The organism is Larkinella fluvii (genome assembly GCF_051857545.1).
Classification (GTDB): Bacteria; Bacteroidota; Bacteroidia; order Cytophagales; family Spirosomataceae; genus Larkinella.
Genome location: NZ_JBPZHB010000002.1, coordinates 230,293 through 255,080, shown reverse-complemented (window position 1 = coordinate 255,080; position 24,788 = coordinate 230,293). Strand labels below are relative to the sequence as shown.

At 51.8% G+C, this 24,788-nt stretch carries 14 protein-coding genes; 10 read left to right on the top strand and 4 right to left on the bottom strand.

Annotated elements, in window-relative coordinates; all coding sequences use genetic code 11:
- Window positions 1–28: 28 nt before the first annotated feature.
- From ACS5NO_RS05085 to ACS5NO_RS05075, 3 genes are all read left to right on the top strand, one after another.
- Window positions 29–2,437 (top strand): ABC transporter permease, encoded by a 2,409-nt coding sequence (locus ACS5NO_RS05085; protein WP_439414137.1) that lies wholly within the window; start codon window positions 29–31, stop codon window positions 2,435–2,437.
- Window positions 2,438–2,539: 102 nt separating this feature from the next.
- The gene (locus tag ACS5NO_RS05080; RefSeq protein ID WP_439414136.1) at window positions 2,540–4,909 is read left to right on the top strand and encodes an FtsX-like permease family protein; all 2,370 of its coding nucleotides are present in this window, start codon (window positions 2,540–2,542) and stop codon (window positions 4,907–4,909) included.
- A gap of 134 nt (window positions 4,910–5,043) precedes the next feature.
- Window positions 5,044–7,503 (top strand): ABC transporter permease, encoded by a 2,460-nt coding sequence (locus tag ACS5NO_RS05075; protein WP_439414135.1) that lies wholly within the window; start codon window positions 5,044–5,046, stop codon window positions 7,501–7,503.
- Between the two features lie 527 nt (window positions 7,504–8,030).
- Here the strand turns inward: ACS5NO_RS05075 and tnpA are convergent.
- Both tnpA and ACS5NO_RS05065 read right to left on the bottom strand, forming a co-directional pair.
- Window positions 8,031–8,492, bottom strand: coding sequence for an IS200/IS605 family transposase (gene tnpA, locus ACS5NO_RS05070; RefSeq protein WP_439414570.1), 462 nt, complete (start codon window positions 8,490–8,492; stop codon window positions 8,031–8,033).
- A gap of 704 nt (window positions 8,493–9,196) precedes the next feature.
- Window positions 9,197–10,111 carry an AraC family transcriptional regulator gene (locus ACS5NO_RS05065; protein WP_150876049.1) on the bottom strand — a complete coding sequence of 305 codons (915 nt, stop codon included), beginning with the start codon at window positions 10,109–10,111 and terminating at the stop codon, window positions 9,197–9,199.
- A 187-nt stretch (window positions 10,112–10,298) separates the two neighbouring features.
- Between ACS5NO_RS05065 and ACS5NO_RS05060 the strand changes: the two genes are divergently transcribed.
- Window positions 10,299–10,709: a GlcG/HbpS family heme-binding protein gene (locus ACS5NO_RS05060; RefSeq protein ID WP_138989616.1), complete on the top strand. Its 411-nt coding sequence runs from the start codon at window positions 10,299–10,301 to the stop codon at window positions 10,707–10,709.
- A gap of 43 nt (window positions 10,710–10,752) precedes the next feature.
- Window positions 10,753–11,943 carry a formaldehyde dehydrogenase, glutathione-independent gene (gene fdhA / locus ACS5NO_RS05055; protein WP_114403948.1) on the top strand — a complete coding sequence of 397 codons (1,191 nt, stop codon included), beginning with the start codon at window positions 10,753–10,755 and terminating at the stop codon, window positions 11,941–11,943.
- Window positions 11,944–12,015: 72 nt separating this feature from the next.
- Here fdhA and ACS5NO_RS05050 read toward each other — a convergent pair whose 3' ends face one another.
- Window positions 12,016–12,609: a Uma2 family endonuclease gene (locus ACS5NO_RS05050; protein ID WP_439414134.1), complete on the bottom strand. Its 594-nt coding sequence runs from the start codon at window positions 12,607–12,609 to the stop codon at window positions 12,016–12,018.
- 256 nt (window positions 12,610–12,865) lie between these two features.
- Between ACS5NO_RS05050 and ACS5NO_RS05045 the strand changes: the two genes are divergently transcribed.
- The 5 genes from ACS5NO_RS05045 to ACS5NO_RS05025 all read left to right on the top strand — a co-directional run bounded on the left by ACS5NO_RS05045 (window position 12,866) and on the right by ACS5NO_RS05025 (window position 23,096).
- A complete protein-coding gene (locus tag ACS5NO_RS05045; RefSeq protein ID WP_439414133.1) occupies window positions 12,866–15,241 on the top strand; it encodes an ABC transporter permease in 2,376 nt (791 codons plus the stop codon).
- Between the two features lie 88 nt (window positions 15,242–15,329).
- Window positions 15,330–17,756 (top strand): ABC transporter permease, encoded by a 2,427-nt coding sequence (locus tag ACS5NO_RS05040; RefSeq protein WP_439414132.1) that lies wholly within the window; start codon window positions 15,330–15,332, stop codon window positions 17,754–17,756.
- A gap of 29 nt (window positions 17,757–17,785) precedes the next feature.
- Window positions 17,786–20,236: an ABC transporter permease gene (locus ACS5NO_RS05035; RefSeq protein WP_439414131.1), complete on the top strand. Its 2,451-nt coding sequence runs from the start codon at window positions 17,786–17,788 to the stop codon at window positions 20,234–20,236.
- A 108-nt stretch (window positions 20,237–20,344) separates the two neighbouring features.
- Window positions 20,345–22,777: an ABC transporter permease gene (locus ACS5NO_RS05030; RefSeq protein ID WP_439414130.1), complete on the top strand. Its 2,433-nt coding sequence runs from the start codon at window positions 20,345–20,347 to the stop codon at window positions 22,775–22,777.
- 25 nt (window positions 22,778–22,802) lie between these two features.
- Window positions 22,803–23,096 carry a hypothetical protein gene (locus ACS5NO_RS05025; RefSeq protein WP_439414129.1) on the top strand — a complete coding sequence of 98 codons (294 nt, stop codon included), beginning with the start codon at window positions 22,803–22,805 and terminating at the stop codon, window positions 23,094–23,096.
- Window positions 23,097–23,207: 111 nt separating this feature from the next.
- Here the strand turns inward: ACS5NO_RS05025 and ACS5NO_RS05020 are convergent, their stop codons facing one another.
- Window positions 23,208–24,764, bottom strand: a complete 1,557-nt coding sequence (locus ACS5NO_RS05020) for a SusD/RagB family nutrient-binding outer membrane lipoprotein (protein ID WP_439414128.1) — start codon at window positions 24,762–24,764, stop codon at window positions 23,208–23,210.
- Between the last annotated feature and the right edge of the window lie 24 nt (window positions 24,765–24,788).

Here is a 24,788-nt window from a genome sequence, read left to right as displayed (position 1 = left end):
TCACTCTTAACTCTTAACTAAAAAGCTTATGATCTGGAACTACTTCAAAATCGCCTGGCGGACGTTCTGGAAAAACCGCACCATCAGCCTGGTGAATGTATCAGGGTTGGCCATTGGCCTGGTCGTGACCTTGCTGATCGTGCTCTATGTGGCCCATGAGTACAGCTACGACCGGTTTCATGCCAATGGCCGCCAGATCGTGAAGGTGGAACTCAGGCACGAGGAGGGCGAGCGGTCGTTTTCAGCCCCCACGATGTCATACCGGTTTGGCGAAACGGTCAAAGCAGCCTGCCCTGGTGTTGACGACTTTGCCCGTTTGACGGAAAAAGGCTTTAACAGCAAACTGATTCAGAGCGATGCCGACCACAAAGCCTTTGAATCAGACTTCCGGTTTGCCGACCCCGGTTTTCTGCGGTTATTTTCTTTTCAACTCCTGAAAGGTGATCCCAAAACCGTGTTGACCCGCCCGGCGACGGTGGTGCTGACCGAGCGCATGGCCCGCAAGTATTTCGGTGATACGGACCCGCTGGGAAAAACGATCCTGTACGATAAAGCCCACCGGTTACAAGTGGTCGGTGTGGTAAAAAATCCGCCGTTCAACTCGTCCATCCAGTTTGATTTTCTGGGCGATATGACAACCCATCGCGCGATTGAACGGAACTGGCATGCCGGTTTTCTGGGCGAAAAGAAAGCCGACGAAATTCAGGAGAGCGTGGGAACCGGCGGAAGTTATGAAACTTATTTTCTGCTCAGTGCCCGGACGACCACGCACGACATTGAACAGAAAATACCATCGCTGCTGAGTAAAGAAGAAATGATTAAAGATGTTAGAGACCGTTACCGGCTCTATCCGCTTTTCGATTATCATTTTCGCTTCCAGAACCTAACCTACAAACGGGTCGGTATCTTTTCAGTGGTCGGTGGGCTCATTCTGCTACTGGCACTCATCAATTACGTGAGTCTGACCACGGCCCGTTCCATAATCCGCGCGAAGGAAATTGGCGTTCGGAAGGTGGTGGGAGCCGCCCGCAAAGCACTCGTCGTTCAGTTTTACCTGGAATCAGCGCTGTATGTAACCCTCGCGTTCTGTTTTGCCATGCTGATTTTCACCGTATTGCAGCCGGTTTTCTGCAATACACTCCAAATCACCATCGATCCGAACTTTCTGACAAGCCCCTTCTTCCTGATTCCAACGGCTGGATTTTTCATCCTGAGCATTCTGCTTTCGGGAAGTTACCCGGCTTTGCTGCTTTCCGGTTTTTCACCAATTCAGTCGTTAAAAGGCAAATTCAGCGCAGCAGGTAGTGTGCTCTGGATTCGGAAAGGGCTGACGGTTTTTCAGTTTACGGTTTCCATTGCGCTGATGATCGGTTCCATTCTGATTAAAAACCAGTTGGATTTATTCCTGCAGAAAGACCTCGGCATTGATCGCGATCGGGTGGTGACGGTACATCTGGACCCTGAAGACGGTCTGGATAAATACGGAAAAGCCATTCGGGCCGAGATCAATCAGTTGAAAGGCGTTGAATCGGTTGCGGCTTCAACCCTGCTAATGTATGGCCCCTTTTCGAGTAGCTGGCAATTGAAAAGAATGGATGGCAAAAAAGAAGTGATCGCTACCACTTACACGGTAGATGCCGAATTTATCGAAACCATGAACATCAAGTGGGCCATCGCTCCCCGAAAAGGACTTGATTGGGCGACCACTAACCAGATCGTCCTCAATGAAAGTGCAGCGAAACAACTGGGAGTCACCCTGAAAAACTACGAACAAAGCCTTGATTTAGGGCGGGGAATGACAAAAACCGTAGTGGGCGTTGTGAAGGATTTTAATTTCATGACGATGGCTTATGGCATTGCACCCATGGCTTTGTTTGTCGGGAGTGATACGACTTTCCGGGATTATTTGTACATAAAGCTGGCAAAAGGGGCACCCACTTCGGAAACGCTGGCGTCCATTCAGCAGGTGTATGATCGCTATAAAACCGCCAAACCGTTTGCGTATGCGTTTCTGGATCACACCTACCGCCAACTGTACGTCAATGAGCTGAGTATGGGCAAAATCATTCTGGCTCTCACCGGCTTTGCCATCCTGATTGCCTGCCTGGGTTTGTTCGGGCTGGCGGCTTTTACAGCGGAACAGCGTACCAAGGAAATTGGCGTTCGGAAGGTATTAGGAGCAAGTGTTACCAACATTGTCCGGTTGCTTTCTGTAGATTTTCTGAAACTGGTTCTGATTTCCATCGTAATAGCCACGCCCATTGCGGGATACGTGATGAAAAACTGGTTGCAAGATTTTGCGTACAAAGTAGAATTGTCGTGGTGGGTTTTCGCGCTGGCGGGGTCGCTGGCGGTTTTCATTGCGTTCTTAACGGTTTCGTTCCAAAGTGTTAAAGCGGCTTTGATGAATCCGGTTACCTCACTGCGTTCAGAATGATGAGTTAAGAGTGATGAGTTAGAACCTGGCGGCATCGGCCGTCCGTAGGGTTGGCTGACCCTTTTTTAACTCATCACTCTTAACTTTTAACTAAAAAAACTTATGATCCGGAACTACTTCAAAATCGCCCTTCGCCAGTTGCGATACAACCCGCTGTTCAGTTTCCTGAACATCCTCGGCTTAACCGTCGGACTGGCCGTCAGCACCTTCATTGCCCTGTATGTCTGGCACGAATTCCATTACGACCGCCATCATCCGTTTGCCGACCGGACCTACCGTCTGCTGTCCGTTGCCAACTACGGAGGTGATGATTTTATGATGGCCGGTTTGCACGAGTCGTTCGCTACGGCCATCAAACAACAGATTCCGGAAGCGGAAGAGGTGGTCCGGTTATCCGAAGGATTTGGCGATGTCGTGTTGCAGTCGGATGAAAACCACCGGTTTAAGGAAGAAAAGATCGGCGTTGCCGACAGCCCGGCCTTGTCGGTTCTGGGCATTCGCCTGCTCAGCGGAAATCCAGAAACCGCACTCAGCGAACCGGGCCGCATCGTGCTGACCCGCGCGCTGGCCGAAAAATATTTCGGAAACCAGTATCCCATCGGACGTCCATTGGTGTATGACAAACACTATACGCTCACGGTTTCGGGCGTGCTGGACGACCTGCCGACCAACTCGGTTATTCAGTTCAACGCACTGGTGTCGTTGAGTTCGATGCCGACGCTGGGAGCAACGGCGCAAAACGTTTATAAATCAGCCGGTTTTCTGACCCATTACCTGGTGCTGCGTCCGGGAGCCCAGGTAGCCCAGGTCGAAGCAAAGCTCAAAAAAGTAAAAGCCGGGATTCAGTTCGTGGATATGACGGCCAAATATGTTCTCGAAGCGATGCCTGCGCTGCACCTCGATAGCCGGATGGCGCCAAAAACCGGCCGACAGTCGCTCTACATTCTCCTGACCGTTGCCCTCGTCATCCTGGCGTTGGCAGTCATCAATTACGTGAGCCTGACCACCGCCCGCGCCACCAAACGCGCCCGGGAAGTGGGCGTTCGGAAAGCCGTCGGCGGGCAACGCGGGGAGCTGATCGGCCAGTTTTTTACGGAATCGTTCCTGACCACCACACTGGCATTTGCGCTGTCGCTCGGCATTTTGCAGGCGCTGTTTCCGTGGGCCAACCAGGCGCTGGACCTGCACATGGACAACCGGGTGTTGCAACAGGGACCCTACTGGATCTTGCTGCTGACCCTGTGGCTGGGCTGTTCGCTGCTGGCGGGCAGCTATCCGGCTCTGCTCTTGTCGCGGTTTCGGCCACAGGAGGTTTTGAAAGGTACCATGAGTTCGGGGCGGAGCGGGGCTGCAGTTCGGCGGGTGTTCACCACCGTGCAGTTTGCCACCTCCATCGGCCTGCTGATTTGCAGCATCGTGTTGTATACCCAGATGCGGTTTTTACGCACCAAAAACCTGGGAATCAACCGGTCACAAGTTGTAGCGATGAAAGTCGATGCCGAAATGGCGACGCAATTTCCGGCCCTGCGGGATGCCGTCCGGCAATGGGCGGGTCCCGAAAACGTGGCGGTTTCCAACACGGCTTTGTTTACCGACAACATTTCTACCTGGTTTATGAAGACGGAAAAAACCAAAAAACAGGTGATGGTGAATGTGCTGTCGGTAGACAAAACGTTCTTCAAAATGATGGGCATTCGCTGGTTGTATGCGCCCGTCGGCTGGGAACAAAAACCGGTGACAAACGAACTGACGGTTTTCAACCAGACGCTGATGAAAGAAGCCGGGATCAAGGGCAATCCGCAGCTACAGGCCCCGCCGTTTAAAGGATCGAAAACCGCCGGCGTGTTCGCCGATTTCCACGTGCGAAGTCTGCATGGGCCCGTGTCACCCATGCAACTAAGCGTTGTCAGTGATACGGCCCGGGCGCTGGTTGCCAACGGCGGTTTTCTGCTGGTTCGGCTGAATGCGGATGTGGCCCAATCACTGGAAAAACTGAAAGCCCTTTACGACGGCAGCAAGCCCATTGTGCCGTTCGATTATTATTTCCTCGACGACGCCTACGACAGACTGTACGCCAAAGAACAGCAACTGATGCGGTTGTTCAACGGGTTTACGGGCCTGACGTTGCTGGTGGCCAGTCTGGGCTTGCTCGGCCTGATTACCTTCTCGGTAGAAGCCCGTACCAAGGAAATTGGCATTCGGAAAGTGCTGGGCGCGTCGGTTTCCGGTATTGTCACGCTGCTGTCGAAAGACTTCCTGAAACTGGTGCTGCTGTCGATGCTCATTGCATCGCCCGTTGCCTGGTATGCGATGGACAAATGGTTGCAGGATTTTGAATACAAAGTAGAAATTCAATGGTGGATGTTCGCGCTGGCGGGCGGTTCAGCCCTGGTCATTGCCGGTCTGACGGTCAGTTTTCAAAGCATCAAAGCCGCGTTGATGAATCCGGTTAACTCACTTCGTTCGGAATAACAAAGAGTTAAGAGTGAAGAGTTAAGAATTAAGAGTTGGCTGACGCACGTGTTTTCAGCATGCGTCAGCCAACTCTTAATTCTTAACTCTTCACTCTTAACTCTTAATTCCTAACTCATAACTCTTCACTAAAAATGCTACGTAACTACTTTAAAATCGCCTGGCGGACGTTGTGGAAAAACCGCTCCTACAGCCTGATCAACGTGCTCGGTTTGTCGTTGGGAATCACCTGCTGTCTCGTCATTTACGTATTCATCCGGTATGAATTGAGCTTCGATCATTTCCATTCAAACGCCGATCGAACGTACCGGATTGTGGAGCACAACCGGAAGGCCGACGGTGTTCAATACTGGTCGAGCACCGCCTATCCGCTGGCCGAAGCCATTCGCCGGGAGATTCCGGGCGTGGGCGTAACGCAAACCGCCGGCCCCGATTCGCGCATCATCAGTTCGACGGATGGAAATGGAACGGTATCCCGGTTTGATGAAAAACGGGTGATGTTTGCCGACGCGGAATACCTGAAAACGTTCGATTTTAAAGCGATTGCGCCGGACGGAATCTGGCTGGCGGGCAATGCCAATACCGCTTTTCAACAACCCAATGCCGTGGTACTGACTCAAAAAATGGCCGAACGGTATTTTGCCGGAGCCGCCCTTCCCTACGAAAGGTTGCTAGGAAAAACGCTGACCATTAACAATTCGGACCCGCTGGTGGTGTCGGGCATTATTCAAACCCCACCCCGAAATACCAATCTGCTGTTTGATATCCTGATCAATTACCAATTCTACAAAGCCAATAACCCGTATTATGCAACGAACTGGTCGGGCAACTACCAGGGTACCACCTACGTCACGCTGCCGGTTGGTGCTGATCCGCAGGCGTTTGAGCGGAAACTGGTGGCCTTGCAGAAAAAATACATGAACGCCGAAGACATTCGCCGTAAAACCTACGTACTGCAACCGCTGGCCGATGTGCATACCGAAACGCGTTATGGCGAGAATATTGGCAGTTACGTCATCAGCCGCACGGTTTTGGCCGGGCTGGCAAGTCTGGCGGTTTTTCTGATTCTGATCGGCGCGTTTAATTTCATCAACCTCAGCGTTGCGCAGGCCATTCAACGGCGCAAGGAAGTGGGGGTTCGGAAGGTGGTGGGCAGCTCGCAGCAGCAATTATTTTTTCAATTTATTGGGGAAAGTCTGGTGATCACGGTGGTTGCAGGAATCCTGTCGCTGGGCGTCCTGAACGGATTGCTGGCGGTAATCAACCAATCCATGACCCTCATCGAGCTCGATCTGCACGCCGATTACACAGTCTGGTGGTTCGGAGCGGGTCTGGTGGTGGTTGTGGCGGTTTTAGCAGGCTCCTATCCGGCGATCGTGTTGTCAAGGTTCCAGCCCATCAAAGCCTTGAAAAATACGTTTTCGGCACCTCAGAAAGGGTTTTCGCTGCGACAGGGACTGATTGTTCTCCAGTTTTGCATTACCTACGGATTGCTGGTTGGCACGCTGGTGGTTTCGCGGCAGATGGCATTTTTCCAGCAAAAAGAATTGGGTTTTACGAAGGACGCGGTGATGACGATCAATAGTCCGCGCAACCAGCAGGACAGCAAGCTGGCCGTATTTCGGGAGCATTTACGACAAAACCCGGCCGTCAAAAACGTGAGCTTTTCGTCGGGTGCTCCCCTGACCGAAAACCACTACGGAACGGATTTGCGCCTGAAATCGGAGTCGGAGCAAATGAAACGACAATCTGAACTGAAGGTGGTTGACCTGGACTATTCATCACTTTTTGGCCTCCAGTTGGTCAGCGGCCGTTGGTTCACAACCTCGAATATCGTTCCCAATGGTCAACCTTTTAACGGTTTTGTCGTCAACGAAACGCTGGTGAAAATGCTGGGACTCACACCCGAAACCGCTATTGGTCAAACCGTTGTCATCAACGAAGGCGAAGCCCCGATTCTGGGTGTAGTGAAGAACTTTCACAACCGGTCGTTGCAAAATGCGATCGAACCCTGTGTCATGACATGCTGGAACAGCGGATTTTACGGACAGATTCACCTGCGACTCGCCCCGCACACCGGCAACGAACCGAACCTCCGCCAAGCCCTCCAGGCGATTGAACAGACCTGGAAGCAGATTTTTCCGGACGATGTGTATCGGTATACCTTCCTCGACGAGGACCTGGCGAGAAATTACCTGATCGAGCAACTGGTATTCGATGCCTTCCGGATTTTTGCGGGCATCTCCATTTTCATTTCCTGCCTGGGTCTGTTCGGCCTCATTACGTTTGCGGCCAACCAGCGGACGAAAGAAATTGGCGTTCGCAAGGTGCTGGGCGCGTCGGTGGGCAGCATCGTCGGGTTGTTATCGAAAGATTTTCTGAAACTGATTTTCGTCTCTATTCTGATTGCGACGCCCATCGCCTGGTACGGCATGAACCAGTGGCTACAGGATTTTGCCTACAAAATCGATGTGGAATGGTGGATGTTCGCCCTCGCCGGTTTTGCCGCCGTCGCGATTGCCTTTGCCACGGTTTCATTTCAAAGCATCAAAGCCGCGTTGATGAATCCGGTGAAAAGTTTGCGGTCGGAATAAAAACCCGAGGCTAATCATTCCGACGGTCGGTCCTACAAAATGGTCCATCCCTACGGGATGGTTTGATTCAATTCGCGGGATCGGTCTACAGAATGGGCCATCCCTACGGGATTGGTTTGACTCAATTCGCGGATCGATTCCTACAAAATGGGTCATCCCTACGGGATTAGCTTGATTCAATTCGCGGATCGGTCTATAAAATGGGCCATCCCTACGGGATTAGCTTGATTCAATTCGAGATTCCTACAAAATGGGTCATCCCTACGGGATTGGTTTGATTCAATTCGCGGGATCGGTCTACAAAATGGGCCATCCCTACGGGATTGGTTGGTTTGCCTTCGAGAACCAGATTGCGCCATCCGCCCCGTAGGGATGGTCCATTATGTAGAAAACATGCCCACTTTCATGGGAATGAATCCCGTAGGGATGAGTCATCTTGTAGAACATCAAACCAATCCCGTAGGGGTGGCCCATTTTGTAGAAAACATGTCCACTTTTATGGGGATGAATCCCGTAGGGATGGTTCATTAGACCGGCTCTTTAAAAATATACCGTACATCATACGGCACTTCAAATTTTTTCAAAAATTTCAAATATTCTTCCTGAAACGTCTGGCTTCGATGGTGTTCCGCCTGATTTTGAATGTAGCGGAACACATCCTCCACCTGCGAGCGGCTGTAAGAAAACACGCCATAACCTTCCTGCCATTCGAAACGGGACGGTGTAAGTCGGTGGTCATTAATCCATTTCGAGGACCGAGCTTTCACGGTTTGCATTACCTCCGAAATCGCGCGACTTGGGTTCAAACCGATAAAACAATGCACATGGTCGTGAATACCATTGACAATGAGCGTTTTGCAAGTAGTTTCATTGATCAGATTACCAATGACGGCAAATAAGTCAGTTTGCCAATCTTTGTGAATCAGAGCGGCCCGGTATTTCACTGAAAAAACGGTCTGGATATAGACTTGATGATACGTGTTTGCCATATTGGTCATTCCAATGGAATTATTTGGTGTTTCATTGAGACCGGTTGCGGCAAGATTGGTCATCCCTACGGGATTGTTTTGGTTTTTCGTTCAACACGGTTTCTACAAAATGGACCATCCCTACGGGATTCATCCTCCGTATAATCGTACGTGTTTCTACAAAATGAACCACCCCTACGGGATTCATCCCCGGATAAGCGCGCGATTTCTACAAAATGGGCTGTCTCAATGGGACAGATGTCGTAACCAGTTTCCCACATGAAAAACCAAAAACAATCCCGTAGGGATAATCCATTTTGTAGAAACCGTGTCCACAAGAAAACCAAACAATCCCGTAGGGATAATCCATTTTGTAGAAACCGTGTCGCACGAAAAACCAAAAAAAAAACAATTCCGTAGGGACGACCAATTTTGTAGAAACCGTGTCGCGCGAAAAACCAAAAACAATCCCGTAGGGATGATCCATTTTGTAGAAACCGTGTCGCGCGAAAAACCAAAAACAATCCCGTAGGGATAATCCATTTTGTAGAAACCGTATCGCGCGAAAAACCAAAAACAATCCCGTAGGGATAATCCATTTTGTAGAAACCGTATCGCGCGAAAAACCAAAAACAATCCCGTAGGGATGGCTCATTTAGCGATTTCTACCAGATAGCCCCTTCTGCCGGGATTGTTCCTGGAACGCCCCTGTAACCACTCCTCTGTCACGCCCCCACCGTCTGGCGATAAACCGTGGGCGTTACGCCTTCCAGCATTTTGAACAGGCGGGAAAAATAATGCAGGTTGTTGAATCCCACTTGATAACACACCTCGGTGACCGTAGCCGTCGGATTGGCCAGCAGCCGTTTGGCCAATCCGATCCGTTCGCGGATGATAAACTCCACCGGCGATAGCCCAAAAGCTTCCTTGAAGGTTCGGAAAAAACCGGATTTGCTCATGCAGGCTTTTTGACACAGGACCTCGATGCTGATTTTCGCAGTCAGGTTTTCGCGGATATACTCGACCACGGCGGCAAACCGGTTGTTCGTCGCCAGCCCGTCTTCAATCAGCGCCATATTCTGCGTCTGAATCACCCGGATCAGCAGGGATTTGAGCGTCAGGTCAGCCAGGGCGTCTTTGGCCAAATCGTCTTCCATGCTGATGTTGATCAGCTTGTTCATGACGTTGGCCAGTTCCCGGTTGTTGTAAAAGTGATACTGACTAAAATTCAGCTTCCACTCCCCTACCTTATCTTTCCGGGGATAATTTTCGTTCAGAAAATCCAGCATTTGCGTCACTACGTTCCAGTCGAGGGCAATGGTGGCGCATTGTACCGGGTGTTTTTCGTCGGCTTCCGGAAAATCCACTTTCATCGAAATGCCTTCCGGTAAAATGACGGTTTCGCCGGGCAGAAAATCAAAACCGGGTTTCTGGGATAAATGCATCACTTTTTTCCCGCGCAACATGCTGGTAATAACCAGTCCGTTGTACGACAACACCACATCGGAACAAGAGTGGTAGGTTTCGAAAATATTTAATTCGCAGTGATTCAGGGTAAAAACCCGGCGGTGTTCGACCAGCGAATCCAGCTCTCGGGTGTCCGACAAATTGATGGTCTGTAAGGGAAATCCGTTGTTCATCGTGTTTCAGGGTATGCCCTATAAATGTTTTTTGATAAGAAAATTTGCTGATCACTACGATAGGATTGGATAATAGTAGTATTTGTTGGTATTATCGTGTAACTAGAAGCTTTTCTGAATGCCTAGTTTTGCTCAGGTTCACCAAAGGAACCAACAGATTGATCACTTTATCCAAAAGAGCGAAATCATGAGCACAACTGGCATCACATTAGAACAGGCAGAGGTTGCGGTAAAAGCCGCTAAAGCCAAAGCCGCAGAATTAGGAACCGTCATGAACATCACCGTCGTCGACGCCGGGGCCAACCTGACGGCTTTTGCCCGCATGGATGGCGCCTGGCTGGGATCGGTCGATATTTCGCAGAAGAAGGCGAAAACCGCCCGCTTTTTTGATATGAACACGGGTGAACTCGGAAAGTTATCACAACCGGGTGGCTCGTTGTTTAATATTGAACACGCGAACGGCGGACTGATTACCTTTCCGGGCGGTATTCCGATCAAGAATGCCGACGGCGACGTGATTGGGGCCATCGGCGTATCCGGCAGCACCGTCGAAAACGACCATGCTGTCGCCAAAGCGGGAGCCGAAGCGGTTCATTAATAATGCTTTATTTGAATTTCTAAACCCTCTAAACCCTAGAAGTATGTGTCAAAACCACGGTGTTGCGTACATTAAACCCGGTGTGGTGGAAGTACAGTCCATTGAATACCCCAAACTGGCGATCGGCGATCGAATGTGCCACCACGGCGTCATCCTGCAAATCGTTTCAACCAACATCTGCGGCAGCGACCAGCACATGGTGCGGGGCCGGACCACTGCCCCGGCGGGCCTGGTACTGGGCCACGAAATCACGGGCCTGGTCATCGAAGCCGGTCGCGATGTCGAGTTTGTCAAAGAAGGCGATCTGGTGTCGGTTCCGTTCAACATTGCCTGCGGACGTTGCCGGAATTGCAAAGTGGGCCAAACCGGTATCTGCCTGAATGTCAACCCCGCCCGGCCCGGCGCGGCCTACGGTTACGTCGATATGGGCGGCTGGGTTGGTGGTCAGGCCGAATATGTGATGGTTCCTTATGCCGATTTTAACCTGCTGAAATTCCCGGACAAAGACCAGGCGATGGCCAAAATCCGGGATCTGACGCTGCTGTCGGACATTTTCCCGACGGGCTACCACGGTGCCGTGACGGCGGGCGTAGGGCCAGGTTCCATTGTGTACGTGGCCGGAGCCGGGCCGGTGGGTCTGGCTTGTGCGGCTTCGTGCCATTTGCTGGGGGCCGCCGTTGTCATTGTCGGCGACATGATTCCTGAACGGCTGGAGCAGGCCAAAAGCTTTGGTTGCGAAATTGTCGATTTACGGAAAGACACGCCACTGGCCGACCAGATTGCGGAAATTATTGGCGTTCCGGAAGTCGATTGCGCCGTCGATTGCGTCGGTTTTGAAGCCCGGGGCCACGGTTCGGATGCCGGTACGGAACGGCCAGCCACGGTTTTGAATGCCATCATGAGCGTTACCCGGGCCGGGGGCGCGCTGGGCATTCCGGGGCTGTACGTAACGGGCGATCCGGGAGCTGCCGACGATGCCGCCAAGGAAGGAAGCCTGAGCATCCGGATTGGTTTGGGCTGGGCCAAGTCACACTCGTTCTATACGGGTCAGTGTCCGGTGATGAAATACCACCGGCAATTGATGAACGCCATTCTATACGACAAAATCCAGATTGCCAAAGCCGTGAATGTGGAAGTGATCAGCCTGGATAAAGCACCGAAAGGCTACCAGGATTTCGATAAAGGAGCGGCCAAGAAATTCGTCATCGATCCGCACGGGATGATTCCGAATTAAAAGTTAAAAGTGAAGAGTTATGAGTTAACTTACACGCATAACTCTTCATTTTCTTTTTCGGGCAATAGCAAACTATTTCTGTTCAACCTGCTGCTGTTCAAAACCGACTTTCCGGTAAATATCGTCCATCAGCAGCGTACAGGCACTGATCTTAACGACCTCATCCTGAGGAAGGTAATCGTGCAGAAGCCATTCATTCGATTCGGTTCGCCGGAAAACTTCTACCTTTTTCTTTTTCGACGCGACCAGCACATATTCTTTCACGCTGGTGATTTGTTTATAGCAGTCAAATTTCTCCGTACGGTCGAATAGCTCCGTTGAATCCGACAGGATCTCGACGATAATTTCCGGATTTTCCAGCACATCCAACCCGTAACGCTCCGTCAGAATGGGTTTTTGACAGACAATGGCCAAATCCGGAAAAACGTATTTATAGCAATCCACCAGATGCACCAGTTGATCGCTGTTCAGGACAAGGCAATTGCTTTCGAGCAAACAATTTCCGAGCAGTCGAATCAGATTACTGGCAATGAGATTATGCGGTAGTTGGGCACCGGCCATCGCTACGATCTCACCATCATGATATTCCAATTTCTCGGTCGATCCTTTCAGGAGCGCAAAGTACTCCTCTTCGGACACACGCGCAGCGGGTGGTGCAGGTATCATAGACTTCTGTTTTGATCAAATATAGACAAAAATGACTATGCCAGCAAGCCCGAAAAGGGTCCATTCGATGCCAGGAGGCTGGCACTTAATACCGCACCAAGTTACCTGTCCGTAAATGTACGCTCCGCGTCCGTTTACGGACATTTTATTTCATTTCAATTCCGCATAAAATTGATTATCAACACTTTACAAATCTGGTATATCATTTGGTCGAGCTAGGCCGGTACCTGTCTTTTTTTATTTGATCCGGCCGATTATGCTACGCAACTACTTCAAGATCGCCCTCCGAAACCTGGCTAAAAACAAGGTTTTTTCGTTCATCAACATCTTGGGTCTGGCGGTAGGAATGGCCGTGGCTATGATGATAGGATTGTGGATTTATGACGAGGTATCTTTCAATACATTTCACCGAAACTACGACCGACTGGCGCAGCTATACGTCAACCAGACATTCAACGGCAGCACGGGCAGCAGCCGGGCGATTTCCATTCCGTCGGCAACCGAAATCAAAACCAAGTACGGAGCCAACTTCAAATCCGTATCGCTGGCATCCTGGAGTTACGGCCATCTGCTCGTTCATGGCGAAAAGAAAATCAACAAAAACGGGATGTACGTCGAGCCGTCTTTCCCTCAGATGCTCTCCCTGAACCTACTCAAAGGCAATTACACCACCGTGCTGAAAGAGCCCCGTTCCATTCTCTTGTCGGAGTCGATGGCCAAAGCGCTTTTCGGAGAGGCCGATCCGCTCAACAAAACCGTCAAAATCGATTCTAAGAACAGCGCTAAAGTGACGGGCGTCTACGCAAACCTGCCGTTCAATTCCGAGTTCTACCGGGTCGAGTTCTACATGCCCTGGAGCGATTATCTGGCCGACCAGCCGTGGGTGAAGGAATCCCAGCAACAATGGGGTAATCACTCGTTTCAGTGTTTTGCCCAAATTGCTGACCAGGCCGACATGGACAAGGTATCGGCAAAAATTCGCGATGTGGAGAAAACACACACGACCGCGCGCGACAACCCCGAATATTTCCTGCATCCGATGAGCCGCTGGCATTTGTATTCCGATTTTAAAGACGGAAAAAACGTCGGTGGCGGCATTCAGTTTGTCTGGCTATTCAGCATCATCGGCGTCTTTGTGTTGCTGCTGGCCTGCATCAATTTCATGAACCTGAGCACGGCCCGCTCCGAAAAACGCGCCAAAGAGGTGGGCATTCGCAAAGCCGTGGGCTCGCAACGGCGGCAGTTGATTTTCCAATTCATCAGTGAGTCGATGCTGGTCGTTTTCTTCGCTCTGTTGGTGGCTGTTTTACTGGTATTGCTGTCGCTATCGCCCTTCAACGAGCTGGCCGGAAAACAGGTGAGCTTCCCGTATCAGAATCCTGTTTTCTGGCTATTACTAACCTCTTTTTCGTTGCTCACCGGTTTTTTGGCCGGCAGTTACCCGGCCTTTTACCTGTCGTCTTTCAATCCGTTGAAAGTTCTGAAAGGCACCTTCAAAGTGGGCCGCTGGGCCACGGTTCCCCGCAAAGTGCTGGTGGTGACGCAGTTTACGGTTTCCATTACGCTCATCATCGGTACCATTATCGTTTTCCGGCAAATTCAGCACGCCAAAAACCGCCCCGTGGGTTACAACCGTGAGGGCTTGCTGCAAATTTATATCAGCAGTTCTCTGTACGACAAATACGATCCGTTGCGGAATGATCTGCTGAAATCGGGTGCGGTTTTCGAAATGAGCAAATCGTCAAGCCCCACCACCTACGTTAGCTCCAACCAGATCGGTTTTGAATGGGAAGGCAAAGATCCAAAGTCGGTTCCGCTGTTTGGCGTGGTGGCCTGCTCCCATGAGTTCGGAAAAACCATCGGCTGGGAGATTAAGGAAGGACGCGATTTCTCCCGCGATTTTTCCACCGACAGTTCCGCGTTTATTCTGAACGAAGCGGCCGTCAAACTGACCGGGCTTAAAAACATTGTGGGCAAGATTATCCGGTACAACGACCAACCGTGTCAGGTCGTGGGCGTGGTCAAAGACATGGTGATGGAGTCGCCCTATACGCCCATCAAACCCACCATTTTCCTGGTCAATTCCGGTTGGGCCAGTGTCTTCAACGTCAAATTGATACCGAATATGCCGGTTGAAACGGCTCTCAAAAAAGTCGAAGCGGTTTTTAAAAAACACGACCCCGACAGCCCGTTCGATTTTCAGTTTGCCGACGATGAATACAACGCCAAGTTCCGAACCGAAGAACGCGTGGGGAAACTGGCGCGGATTTTTGCGACACTCGCCATTTTCATCAGTTGTCTGGGCCTGTTTGGATTAGCGTCGTTTGTTGCCGAGCAGCGAACCAAAGAAATTGGTGTCCGGAAAGTGCTGGGCGCTTCGGTCTTCAGCCTGTGGGGATTACTTTCCAAAGACTTCATACGACTGGTTCTGCTTTCATTCCTGATTGCCGCGCCCCTGGCCTGGTATTTCCTGAGCGATTGGCTGAAGCAGTACGAATACCGAACCGATATTTCCTGGTGGATCTTCGCCCTGTCCGGACTGGGAGCGGCTGTGATTACGGTTGCAACCGTCAGTTTCCAGGCGATCAAAGCCGCTTTGATGAACCCGGTTAACTCACTCCGTTCCGAATAAGGAGTTAAGAGTTATGAGTTAAAAGATATGAATTGTCAGATGCATTAACTCTTAATTCTTAACTCATAACTCTTAACTCCAAAAGGGTATGCTACAAAACTATTTCAAAATCGCCTGGCGGAACCTTGTCAAGAACAAGGTGTTTTCGCTCATCAACATCGTCGGTTTATCGGTCGGGTTAACCTGCTGTATCCTCATCACGGCGTTCGTCGTTGATGAACTTAGCTACGACCGGTACCCGGCACAAGCCGACCAGATTTACCGCGTTGGTCTGCATCTGACGGTCAATGATGCCATCACCGACTTCCCCAACGTCGATGTTGCCGTGGGTCAGGGCATCAAAAATGCGTTCCCGGAGGTCGAGGCAACCACCCGGCTGCTGCGGTGGAACCAGGTTTTTATTCGCTACCAGGAGAAGCAGATCAAGGAAAAATCCATTGCCGTGGTAGACTCCAATTTTCTGACGATTTTCTCGCTGCCGTTTTTGGAAGGTGACTCAAAAACCGCCCTGAAAGAGCCGAATTCCGTGGTGGTAACGAAGGAATTTGCCACGCGTTTTTTTGGCAATGAATCCGCGCTCGGCAAACTGCTGACCTTTGGCAGCAACGGCGATGTCCGCAAAATCACCGGCGTCATCCGCGAAATCCCGAAGAACTCGCACTTTCACTTCAGCCTGTTTTTCAGCACCGCCGACGTAAAATACGCCCAGAACCAGACCTGGAGCAACGTGGGCTGCTACACGTATCTGGTGCTCAAAAAAGGCACCGATCCGCAGAAGCTGGAAGCGAAATTCCCGCAACTGGTTTCCGAACACGTCGTTCCCGAGATTCAGCACGATATGGGCGTTAGCCGGGCCGAAGCGCAGAAATCGGTCAATACTTTCCGGTTTTTCCTCCAGCCGCTGACCGACATTCATTTGCACTCGGCCACGAAGTACGAACTGGAGCCCAACGGCAACATCAGCTACGTGTATATTTTCAGCGTTCTGGCGGTTTTCATCCTCCTGCTGGCCATCGTCAATTTCACCAACCTGTCGACGGCGGGGGCCGCCAAACGCTCAAAAGAAATCGGGATCCGGAAAGTGATGGGGTCGATCAAGGTCCAGTTGATGGGGCAGTTTCTGCTCGAATCGGTCATTATTACGTTTCTGGCCCTGCTGCTTTCGGTTGGGCTGGTGACTGTACTTCTCCCTTTTTTCAATGACCTGGCCGGGAAGCAAATTGAAGCTTCTACGGTATTTAACCCGAAAAGCATTGCCGGTTTTGTCGTTTTTGGTGTTTTCGTCGGTATTCTGGCGGGCATCTACCCGGCTTTTTTCCTCGCTTTCTCCAAAATCACCGCTGTTCTCAAAGGCGGCTCGGTTCTCCAGAGCGCCGGTCGCGGTGGCTTACGGAGCGGACTGGTGGTTTTTCAGTTCGCCATTTCCGGGGCGCTCATCATTGCCACCCTGGTGTCGTACCAGCAACTGAAATTCATGCAAACCAAAACGCAGGGCTTTGATAAAGAGCAGGTTCTGGTCATTCACGACACCTACATGCTGGGAACGAACGAAACCGCGTTCAAAGATCAGTTGCGGCAGGACAGCCGGGTGGTTCAGGCGAGTCTTTCCCGTAGCATTCCGCTCAGTACTGAGACACAGGAAAGTACCCAGATCTTCGGGAAAGATCCGGTCAAAAAGGCCAATACCAACGATATTCAGGCTACGGTTTTTCGCATCGACGACGCGTATCTGCCCACGCTGGGCATTGCTTTGCGGTCGGGGCGGAATTTCTCGAAGGCATTTTCAACGGATTCTTCCGCCGTGATCATCAACGAAGCCACGGTTCGGGATTTGGGCTGGGGGCGCAGCAATCCGATCGGCAAAACCATCGTCCGTTCCGGGCGTCGGGAATTTACGGTGATCGGCGTCGTCAAGGATTTTCATTATGCCTCCGCCCGGCAAAAAATTGCTCCGCTCATGATGATTCTGGGCGGTAATTCGGGCGCCATTCAGGTGAAGGTGAAGGCGGATGATGCTTCCGGTGTTGTCGAATCGTTCAAGCAAAAGTGGGCCGCCCTGAGTCCTCCCGCCCCTTTTACCTATACGTTTCTGGATGATCGCTTTGCGGCATTGTATGAAGCGGAACAAAAAACCGGTCGGCTCTTCTCGGTTTTTGCCGGTATTTCGATCGTCATCGCCTGTCTGGGCCTGTTCGGGCTGGCCACATTCACCGCCGAACAGCGCACGAAGGAAATTGGCGTCCGGAAGGTCATGGGCGCCACCTCGTCCAGCATCGTTGTGCTGCTCTCGAAAGACTTCCTGAAACTGGTTTTCATTTCTGTTCTCATCGCCTTCCCCATCGCGGGCTGGACGATGAATTACTGGTTGCAGGATTTCGCGTACCGCATCGAAATTGCCTGGTGTATCTACGTCTTGGCGGCTTTTCTGGCCGTCGGCATTGCGTTGTTGACGGTTTCGTTCCAGTCGATCAGGGCGTCGTTGATGAATCCGGTGAAGAGTTTAAAAAGTGAATAAAGTCCTCAGTACCAAACCTATCCTATGAGATGATTAAAAATTACTTCAAAATCGCCTACCGAAACCTGCTTCGTCAGAAGACGTTTTCGATCATCAACATCGTCGGTTTAACCGTCGGCCTGACATGCTGTTTCCTGATTCTGCTCTTCGTGCGACACGAACTCAGCTACGACACCTTTCAGCAGAAATTTGACCGGATTTACCGCATCAGCTACCTGCCCAAATTCGCAGGACTGGAAGAACCGCTGGCCCTGACGCCCCCCACGGTTTCGCCCTTGTTGACCTCCAATTTTTCGGAAATCGAGAAATCAGCCCGGGTCTACCGCAGCAGCGCCACCATCGAACTGATTGACAACCGGCAGTCGCAACCCGTCAAATACGACGAGGAACGGTTTTTCTTCAGCGATTCGACCCTGCTCGACATCTTCTCGTTCAAGTTCCTGCAAGGCGATCCACGTACAGCCCTGAAAGACAAATTTACGGTGGTGATTACCGATGAAATGGCCACGAAGTATTTCGGTAAAACCAGTCCGCTCGGCAAAACCCTGCTCTACGAAGGCCAGCATCCGCTGCGGGTGACGGGCGTGGTGGAAAAATTCCCGGACCATTCGCACATTCACATCGACCTGCTGTCGAATTACGAAACCATGTTTGCCACTGAAAGTGAGAACGTTCGGCAATATCTTCCGCAAAACTGGGTCATTTCCCACGGCTACACCTACGTCCTGCTGCGCCCCGGAACATCACCGGAGTCGGTCAATGCCCGGTTTCCGCAGTTTCTGCTAACGCACGCCGACAAGCAGTTCGCCAAAGACATTGTGTATGCACTGGACCCGATGCGGGATTTCCACCTGCGTTCGCGGGCGCAGGGTGCTCCGGAGTCTCCCGGCAGCATGACCTACATTTACGTTTTTCTCGGCATTGCGGTGATCACACTGTTGATTGCCTGCATCAATTTTGTCAACCTCTCGACAGCTCGCTCCCTCAAACGGGCGAAAGAGGTCGGAATTCGGAAAGTACTGGGCAGTGAAAAACAGCAACTGATCGCTCAGTTTTTAGGAGAATCCCTCCTGCTGAGCGTCATCGCTCTGGTGTTTTCCTTCGTTCTAATCGCGGTTTTGCTACCAGTTCTCAACAACCTGACCGGCAAGGAACTGACCATTCGCTACTTCCTGTCCGACGCCGGTTTGCTGGTCCTATTTGTCGGGATTGCGTTACTAACCGGTTTATTATCCGGAAGTTACCCCGCTTTTTTTGTGTCCGGTTTCCAACCGATTGCGACCCTGAAAGGCAGTTTCGTCAGCGGAAAAGCCCGGGGTGGGCGGTTGCGGCAGGTGTTGTTGGGCGCGCAGTTTGTGGCGTCGATTGCGCTGATCATCGGTGCGCTGGTGGCTTTCCAGCAACTGGAATACATGAAAAACCGTCCGCTCGGGTTTGAGAAAGACTTTATCATCACGGCCAATACGCGGAACGAAAAGATTACCAACGTTTTCGCCAACCGCTCCGACAGTACCTATTCCCGGTTGCGGACGTTCCGGGATATTCTGCTCAAAAACCCGCAGATCAGGCAGGTAACGCTGTCGACCCAGCAGATGGGTTCCGGTTCGGTTCGGCGGAATGTCATCGCCGAGGGTCATTCGCCCGACGAGAACGTTTTTATCGGCACGATGGGCGTCGATCACAACTTTGCCCAAACCTACGGACTCAAATTTGTGGCCGGACGGGATTTCTCGGAGTCGTTTCCCACGGATAAAACCGCGGCTTTTCTGATCAACGAAACCGGGGTGAAACAACTGGGCTGGAAATCGGCCACCGAAGCCGTCGGCAAGTCGGTCAATCTGGAAGGCAAACAGGGCAAGATCGTCGGCGTCCTGAAAGATTTCCATAACCAGTCGCTGCAACGCCCCATCGAAGGCATGCTGATGACCATCGACCAGCCGTTGCTGCGGCTTTTCTCGATCAAAATTCAGTCGCAAAACCGGGCCGAAACCCTGAAGTTCATTCAGCAGGAATGGGACCGGTATTTTCCGGAAAAAGGCTTCGCTTCGCAGTTTCTGGACGATAACCTCGCCCGGCTGTATGAAAACGAGCAACGGCTGAGCCAACTCATCGGCTACTTTGCCGGGCTGGCGGTTCTCATTTCGTGCCTGGGTTTATACGGTCTGGTGTCGCTCGTTACGCAGCAGAAAACCAAGGAAATCGGCATTCGCAAAGTGCTGGGTGCCACTGTCAGCAGCATCGTTGGTCTGGTCTCGCGTGATTTTGTCATTCTGGTGGTTATTGCGCTGGTCATTGCCTCGCCGGTGGCGTGGTGGGCCATGACGAAATGGCTGGCGGAGTTTGCCTATAAAATTGAGATCGAATGGTGGATGTTCGCTTTGGCGGGCGTTCTGGCGGTTTTGGTAACCCTGATCACGGTGAGTTTCCAAAGCATCAAAGCCGCCCTGAAAAACCCGGTAAACTCACTTCGTTCGGAGTGAAGAATTAAGAGTGAAGAGTTAAGAGTTAAGAGTTGCTGACGCAGTTCTATTTAACTCATCACTCTTAACTCATCATTCTTAATTCTTCACTCATCACTCTTCACTAAAATGCTTCACAACTACCTCACAACCACCCTGCGGCACCTTTGGCGGAACCGGTTATTCACCACCCTCAACATCCTGGGCCTGGCCATTGGCATCAGCGGTTGCTGGGTCATTTACCGGATTGTCAGCTATGAATTCAGCTTTGACACCCAACAGCCGAATCGTGAGCGGATTTACCGGGTGGTTAGTCATTTCAAGTCGGAGGGGAATGAAGGAAAAAATGCCGGAGTGCCAATGCCGATGGCCGAAGCCATCCAGGAACAGGTGCCGGGTCTGGAGAAGGTAGTGCCGGTTTGGGATCACTGGAAACAGAGCGTGCTGATTCCGGGCGGAAAAGCCGGTTCCAATCAGTTTTCGGAACCGGAAAAGCTCATCGTCACCAACAACGACTACTTTGAAATGGTGCCGCACCGCTGGCTGGCCGGCAACCTGGCCACGGCCCTGGATGCGCCCAACCAGGTGGTCCTGACGCAAAGCCGGGCGGAAAAATATTTTCCGGGTGTTCCCATGGCGAAGGTGCTGGGCCGCACGATTATTTACGACGATACCGTCACGGTACGGGTTTCGGGCGTGGTGGCCGACCTCGCTTTTCCGAGCAGTTTCGATGCCAAAGAGTTCTTTCCCATAAAAGGAACGACCAACCGGAACCCGAGCTGGGGCGGGGTCAGTTCCAACAATAGGCTGTATATCCAACTCGTACCGAATACGGTTCCGGCGAAGGTGTTGAAGCAGATCAATGCGATTTCTGCCCTGAACGGCGCGGAAAATATGAAAAAGTACCACTTTAAACGCTGGCATGAACTGCTTCCGCTGGCGCAGGTGCATTTTTCGACCGAATACGGCGAAAACCTCCGCAAGGCCAACCGGAATGTGCTCTACGGTTTGATGGGTATTGCGGCTTTCCTGCTGCTGCTGGCCTGCATCAATTACATCAACCTCACCACAGCGCAGATGCCGCAACGGGCCAAAGAGGTCGGCATCCGCAAAACGCTGGGCAGTTCGCGCTGGCACCTGATCCGGCAGTTTCTGGGCGAAACGCTGGTGATTACAATCCTGGCGGTTTTGCTTTCGGCTTTCCTGTCGCAGTGGGTGCTGACGTATTTCGAGAAGTTGATTCCGGACGGCATGAATGCCTATACGGATTATGGAAAGATGGCCCTTTTTCTGGTGGTATTGTTGGTGGGTGTTACCGGTTTTTCCGGCCTGTACCCCGGCTGGCTCGTCACCCGCGTTCAGGCCGTGAGCATGATGCGCGGACAGGTCACGGCGGAAGTCGGAAAAGGCGGTTTGACCCTGCGCAAAAGCCTGATCGTCTTTCAGTTTGTGATCGCCCAGCTGTTCATTGTCGGAACGATGCTGGTGGGACGGCAACTGAATTACCTGCTCCATAAAGACCTGGGATTCAACCGGGAAGCGGTGTTACTGGTCAATGTTCCCTGGAAACTGAGCGACAAACCCGCTTACAAGCACCGCCAGTTTACGATGCAGCAGGAACTGGCCAAACAACCCGGTATTGCCGGTGTCGCGCTGGGCAATGCGCCCATGAACCAGTCGTTTAGCAGCAACAGTTATCAGTATAAAACGAAGAAAGGCGAGATTATTGAGAAAGGGATGTTTCTCAAATACGTCGATACGACCCTGCTGGCGATGTATAAAATTCCGCTGCTGGCCGGCCGGAATCTGGCCGCGTCCGACACCGCCCGCGAATACATCATCAACGAAACCGCTCTGCACGAATTCGGGATTTCGTCGCCCCAGGAAGCGATTGGCAAATACATTCAGGAGGTTGATGGACATCCGATCCCGATTGTCGGCGTGGTGAAAGATTTTCACATCGGCTCGTTTTACCAGAAAATTGATCCGGTTCTGCTGATGACGAACAAAAATAGCCTGACGACTTTTAACATCAAACTCAGTACGTCGAATCCGGAACAGTGGCAGACAGCCATCCAACAGATCGGAAAAATCTGGAAAAACTTCTACCCCACCGAACCGTTTGAATACAAGTTCTACGACAGCACGCTGGAAGAAATCTACGCCAGTGATCGGAATATGTCCCAGGTCATTAATTTGGCAACGGCGGTGGCCGTGGTCATCAGTTGCCTGGGGCTGTTTGGGTTGTCAACCCTGATTGCCTATCAACGAATTAAAGAGGTGGGGGTTCGTAAGGTCTTGGGAGCCACGGTCGTTAGTATTGTGGGATTGCTGACCCGCGATTTTCTAAAGCTGGTGCTGGCCGCCATCCTGATTGCGTCGCCGATTGCCTACTATTTCACCGACAAGTGGTTGCAGGATTTTGCGTACAAAGTTGATATTGAATGGTGGATTTTTGGCGCCGGGGCCGTTTTGGCCCTTGTCATTGCTTTTGTAACCGTGAGTTTCCAGAGCATCAAAGCAGCTTTGACCAACCCGGTAAAAAGTCTTCGGAGTGAATAACTGAAACTTCCAATCTCCTATAACTATGGCACATATCGCTATTCCCATTCCCATGATGCCCGGCAAACAGGACATCGAAATCGAAGTCACCATCAACGGCAAGCGGCAGGAATTGCACTACCGCGTGGAGCTGTTTTACTGGGAAGACTGCAACATTCCGACCATCGACCGCGTGGATTGCATCCGACAGATGCTGGCGGGTTATGATCAGGACTGGACGCTCTACTACATCGGTTCGCCCACCGACCAGTTTGTGCCGATCACCTTCGTGAAGCGGGAGGATCTGGTGAAACAACGGCGGATGCTGGTGGAGTCTTGAGTAGAAGAGGTTATTTCGCGGAGTTGAGCGGAGGAAAAAAGAGGAGTTAAGCAGAGATTTATACCTCCGCTTAACTCCTTTCTTCTCCGCTCAACTCCGCGAAATAATCACTTATTTATTCTTATCCCACCACAACGGCGTTGCCGCGTTGTCCGGGCCGCCTAGCAGTGCAACAGCCGCTTTGACCGCTGCCGTGTTGGAGGTTTCTTCCAGCAGCAGGAACGGAATCCGGCGGGGATAGGCCGTCGTCGGAACGTCGGTGTTGACCGAGTTGACCACCGGGTACAATTTCGGGAACCGCGTCCGGCGAACTTCGGCCCACGCTTCGATGCCATCGGGATATACCGCCAGCCATTTCTGCGTACCAATCTGCTCCCGCTGAATGGCTTCCGTCGCGCCCCATTTGACCGGAATCGTCGACAAAGCCGGTGATTTCTGTTGATCCTGCGGGGCAATCGGCGTTTTGGTGCTGACAATATAGGCGTCGGTCAGGGCACTGCTGATTCCCCAGCCGTCCATCGACGCCCGGATGCCCTTTTCGTAGGCCTGTTGGGCCGTCGTTCCACCCACATTCCAGCCATTCAGAGCGGCCTCGGCTACCAGGAAATACGCTTCAGCCGTGTGCATAATATCCTGTTTGGTAGCGTATTGCTGCGCCCAGGCCGAGCCGGCACCGGTATTTCTCACCCAACGCTCTCCGATGTTAGAGTTGTTGTCGTTGTTGTTGAGGGGATCGGTCAATTCGACGGAACCCAGCCCGTTGCGGACGCCTTCATACGTTTTGGTGTTGAAAGCCGGCTGGAAGTAAATCCCGATCCGGGGATCATCGAAGCCTTTCAGGATCGACTCCATTGACGCACTCATCCGAAACTCACCCCAGCCCGAAATCGTCGCCAGACCGTTGTAGTCATTCCCCACCTGGTTTTTGGTCATCAGCGCATTGTCGGCAACGTCGGTCAGCAAGCCGCCTGCGATGGCAGCCTCCGCTTCGGTTTTGGCCCGGGCCGGATCTACTTTCGAAATCCGCATCGCCAGCCGCAGCCGCAGGGTGTTGGCAAATTTGATCCATTTGTTGACATCGCCCGCGTAGATGATATCGTAGCTCCCGTACGGTTTTTCCGCCGTTTTGCCTTTCAATACCGTCGTTGCAGCCGCCAGACGTTTGAAGAAGTCGTCGTAAATTTTGTCCTGCGGATCATATTTAACGCTGTTGGCCGGAATACCCGCGTCGAAATATGGTACCGGACCGTAGTAATCCGTCAGGCGGTGAAACGCAAACACCCACCAGATGCTGGCCAGTGCATACTGCGACGAAGTCGGGTCGGTCTGGTCGAACAAGGTTTTCAACTGCGGCACCACCTGCGTATAAATCGGGTTCCAGTGCGAGTTGATCCAGGTCCGGTGCATAAAGTACCGGTCCGACTGGAAGTTCGGCGTTGTCGTCGCGTAGTATTGGGCGTACAGATCCGCAAACAGGTTCTGGGCCGTCTGGTACGTCCCGGCGGCATACGACGCCTGTTGCTGCGCCCGCGAGAACAAATACGGAAGTTCGGTAGCACTCAGCGTGGTAAGAGCGGTTTTGCTGGTATTGATTTCGTCAAAATCGCTCGTACAGCCACTCCAAATGCCGGCCGCCCCGGCAATCAGGCCGATAGCGGATAATCTCATTACTTTAGTACCTACTATTTTCAT

What these genes read in the sequence shown, in the direction of transcription:
- ACS5NO_RS05065 (WP_150876049.1), bottom strand. Translation starts at nt 10,111, where the DNA reads ATGAACAACGGATTTCCCTTACAGACCATCAATTTGTCGGACACCCGA.
- ACS5NO_RS05075 (WP_439414135.1), top strand. Translation starts at nt 5,044, where the DNA reads ATGCTACGTAACTACTTTAAAATCGCCTGGCGGACGTTGTGGAAAAAC.
- tnpA (WP_439414570.1), bottom strand. Translation starts at nt 8,492, where the DNA reads ATGGCAAACACGTATCATCAAGTCTATATCCAGACCGTTTTTTCAGTG.
- ACS5NO_RS05035 (WP_439414131.1), top strand. Translation starts at nt 17,786, where the DNA reads ATGATTAAAAATTACTTCAAAATCGCCTACCGAAACCTGCTTCGTCAG.
- ACS5NO_RS05080 (WP_439414136.1), top strand. Translation starts at nt 2,540, where the DNA reads ATGATCCGGAACTACTTCAAAATCGCCCTTCGCCAGTTGCGATACAAC.
- ACS5NO_RS05085 (WP_439414137.1), top strand. Translation starts at nt 29, where the DNA reads ATGATCTGGAACTACTTCAAAATCGCCTGGCGGACGTTCTGGAAAAAC.
- ACS5NO_RS05045 (WP_439414133.1), top strand. Translation starts at nt 12,866, where the DNA reads ATGCTACGCAACTACTTCAAGATCGCCCTCCGAAACCTGGCTAAAAAC.
- ACS5NO_RS05025 (WP_439414129.1), top strand. Translation starts at nt 22,803, where the DNA reads ATGGCACATATCGCTATTCCCATTCCCATGATGCCCGGCAAACAGGAC.
- ACS5NO_RS05020 (WP_439414128.1), bottom strand. Translation starts at nt 24,764, where the DNA reads ATGAGATTATCCGCTATCGGCCTGATTGCCGGGGCGGCCGGCATTTGG.
- ACS5NO_RS05060 (WP_138989616.1), top strand. Translation starts at nt 10,299, where the DNA reads ATGAGCACAACTGGCATCACATTAGAACAGGCAGAGGTTGCGGTAAAA.
- ACS5NO_RS05030 (WP_439414130.1), top strand. Translation starts at nt 20,345, where the DNA reads ATGCTTCACAACTACCTCACAACCACCCTGCGGCACCTTTGGCGGAAC.
- ACS5NO_RS05040 (WP_439414132.1), top strand. Translation starts at nt 15,330, where the DNA reads ATGCTACAAAACTATTTCAAAATCGCCTGGCGGAACCTTGTCAAGAAC.
- fdhA (WP_114403948.1), top strand. Translation starts at nt 10,753, where the DNA reads ATGTGTCAAAACCACGGTGTTGCGTACATTAAACCCGGTGTGGTGGAA.
- ACS5NO_RS05050 (WP_439414134.1), bottom strand. Translation starts at nt 12,609, where the DNA reads ATGATACCTGCACCACCCGCTGCGCGTGTGTCCGAAGAGGAGTACTTT.